Raw genomic sequence first — 3,085 nt, forward strand, 5'->3', positions numbered from 1 at the left:
GGTCGTCCGCGACGCCATCTCGCTGACCTGCGAATCGTCGGCGTTCAGCACTGCCAGACCGGTCTCCGGCAATGCCTCCACGAGTTCACCCTTGGTTTTCGCGATCGCCTCGCGGCTGCCGAACTCGCCGAGGTGCGCGGTCCCCACATTCAGGACCACTCCGATGCTCGGCGGCGCCACCCGGGCGAGCGCCGCGATATGGCCGGGCCCGCGGGCCGACATCTCGAGAACCAGGAACCGGGTACCGGGGCCCGCGCGTAGCGCCGTCCACGGATGGCCGAGTTCGTTGTTGAACGAGCCGGGCGGCGCGACCACCGCACCGAGCGGTGCCAGCACCGCGGCCAGCAGGTCCTTGGTGGAGGTCTTACCCGATGAACCGGTCACGCCGATCACGGTCAGCCCGCCGGCCGCGACCAGGCGCGAAACGCTCTCCCGCGCCAATGCGGCCAGGGCGTCGAGCACCGCCGCGCCCGCACCGGTCGAATCGTGCGACAGCGCCAGGGCATTGGACGGCGCCGTATCCGTAGCGGGCGTGACCACGATGGCGGGCACCCCCACCGGCCGGGCCGCCAGCACCGCCACGGCGCCCGCTTCGACCGCCGCGGCCGCGTAATCGTGGCCGTCGGCGTGCTCGCCCGGCAGGGCCAGGAAGATATCGCCGGGACCGATTCGGCGCGAATCGAATTCGACCGATCCGGTCACCCGCACCTCCGGGTCACCGATATCGTGCAGCTGTCCGCCCACGACCTCGGCGATATCCCGCAGTGTCATCTCGATCATGAAACAGTCATGTCCTCCGCGCCGGCCGGCCACGAACCGTTGTCCGTGCCCCCGGAACTGTGCCGCAGTGTCGAATCGATGGCCGCGGCCAATACCTCGCGGTCGTCGAACGGATATTTCACGCCGTTGATCTCCTGCCCTGCCTCGTGACCCTTACCGGCCACCAGCACCACGTCCCCCGCGTGGGCCCACCCGACAGCCGCCCCGATCGCGGCGGCCCGGTCACCGATATCGCGGATCTCGCCACGCTGGTCCTCGGCGACGCTCTCCGCGCCGGCGACGAGGGCCGCGCGGATTTCCGCGGGATCCTCGGTCCGGGGGTTGTCGTCGGCGACGATCAGGAGATCGGCGCCGCGCGCGGCGGCCGCGCCCATGAGCCCTCGTTTCCCGGGATCCCGGTCGCCGCCGGCACCCACCACCACGGCCAGCCGGCCCGGACTCTCCGCGGCGGCCAGATGCGCCCGCAGCGTCGCGATCACCGATTCCACGGCGGCGGGCTTATGGGCGTAGTCCACCAGGGCGAGGAACGGCTGCCCGCGCTCCACCCGCTGCATCCGGCCCGGTACATCGACCACGGCCAGCGCGGGCGCGGCGGTTTCGGGCGCGACGCCGGCCTGCGCGCAGACGGCGAGCGCCAGCAGGGCGTTGGCGACGTTGTAGTCGCCGGGCAGCCGCAGCCGGACAGTCGTCTCACCGTGCGGCCCGGCGGCGGTGAATTCCTGTTCACCGCTGTGCGCGCGGGCCGGGCCGGTGACCGACCAGTCCGCCGGCACGGTCGTGGACACCCGCACCGGCGCGTCCAGCCCGTCGGCCAGGCGGCGGCCCCAGGCGTCGTCCACGCACACCACGGCGGTGCGGGCGGCCACCGGGGATCCGGCCTCGAACAGCCGGCGTTTGGCCGCGAAATAGTCTTCGAAATCGGCGTGGAAGTCCAGATGGTCCTGGGAGAGGTTGGTGAACGCGCCGACCGCGAACCGCACCCCGTCGACCCGGCCCAGCGCCAGCGCGTGGCTGGACACCTCCATCACCACGGCATCCACGCCCTGCTCGACCATCAGCGCGAATATCGCGTGCAGTTGCGGTGCCTCGGGGGTGGTGAGCGCGCTCGGCACGCGGCGCCCGCCGATCCGGGTCTCGATGGTGCCGATCAGCGCGGTGGACAGACCGCCGGCGGCCAGTCCGGCCTCCACCAGGTAGGACGTCGTGGTCTTACCGGAGGTGCCGGTGATCCCGACGATCCGCAGCCGTTCCGACGGATGGCCGTAGATCGCCGCGGACAGCTCACCGAGAACCGCGCGCGGATTCTCCCGTACCAGGACGGGTACCGGGAGTTCACCGGCGAGTTCGGCGCCCGCGGCGTCGGTGAGCACGGCGACCGCGCCGCGTTCGACCGCCGCGGCGGCGAACCGGGCCCCGTGCGCACGGGCGCCGGGTAACGCGGCGAAGAGGTCGCCGGGCAGGACCTCGTGGGAGCGCTGTTCGATACCGGTGATCGCGACCTCGGCGGGGGCCGGTGGCCGGGGTTCGGCGGCGATCAGATCCAGCAGGTGGGACAGCGGCGTCGACGGTGGCCGGGAAGGCCGCAGCGCGTGCTGGCTGGACTGCGCGGGCACAGGGTTCCTCTCTGCGTGATGAAGCGCGGGTACGACGACGTGTCAGGTTACCGACGCCACATCGCGCACGGACAAGCCGGTTCGCCGAATCACGACGCCTGGAGGACGAACTGCCGTTCGGGCTCGGTCGACGGTGGTACCCGGTCCCGCTGCAGCGCCCAGGAGGCGATGTCGTGGAAGAGCGGCGCCGCCGATTGTCCTCCACTTCCGTCCGAACTGCGCACCGGCGCGTCGAGCATCATCCCGACGACATAGCGCGGATCGTCGGCGGGGGCCATACCGGCGAAGGTGATCCAGTAGGAGGACGACGAATAGCAGCCGCAGTTGGGGTCGACCTGCTGCGCGGTTCCGGTCTTCCCGGCGATGCGGTAACCCTCGACCGCCGCCGCGGAGCCGGTACCCATCTGCACGCCGGTCGGATCGTTCTGCACCACCGATTGGAACATCGTGCGCAGAGTGCGCGAGGTCTCCGGGCTCACCACCCGGACGCCCTCGGGGGCCGGTTCCTCGGTGCGGGTGCCGTCCGGCGCCACCGTGGCGCGCACGATTCGCGGCGGGATCCGCACACCGTCGTTGGCGATCGCCTGGAACATCCCGGTCATCTGGAGGGTCGTCATCGAGAGGCCCTGTCCGATGGGCAGGTTCGCGAAGGTGCCGCCGGACCACTGATCGCGGGCGGGCAGCAGGCCGGA

Annotated in this window: 3 protein-coding genes; all 3 read right to left on the reverse strand. The window is 71.7% G+C overall.

The window, feature by feature from the left end; all coding sequences use genetic code 11:
- The coding region (locus tag ACWDU1_RS31130; RefSeq protein ID WP_450003967.1) for a Mur ligase family protein at positions 1–780 on the reverse strand (780 nt) is incomplete at its 3' end.
- Positions 777–2,393, reverse strand: coding sequence for a UDP-N-acetylmuramoyl-L-alanyl-D-glutamate--2,6-diaminopimelate ligase (locus ACWDU1_RS31135; RefSeq protein WP_450003968.1), 1,617 nt, complete (start codon positions 2,391–2,393; stop codon positions 777–779). The genes ACWDU1_RS31135 and ACWDU1_RS31130, both read right to left, overlap by 4 nt.
- An 89-nt stretch (positions 2,394–2,482) precedes the next feature.
- A partial coding sequence (locus tag ACWDU1_RS31140; RefSeq protein WP_450003969.1) for a penicillin-binding transpeptidase domain-containing protein occupies positions 2,483–3,085 on the reverse strand: 603 nt, incomplete at its 5' end.

The organism is Nocardia sp. NPDC003345 (genome assembly GCF_053589395.1).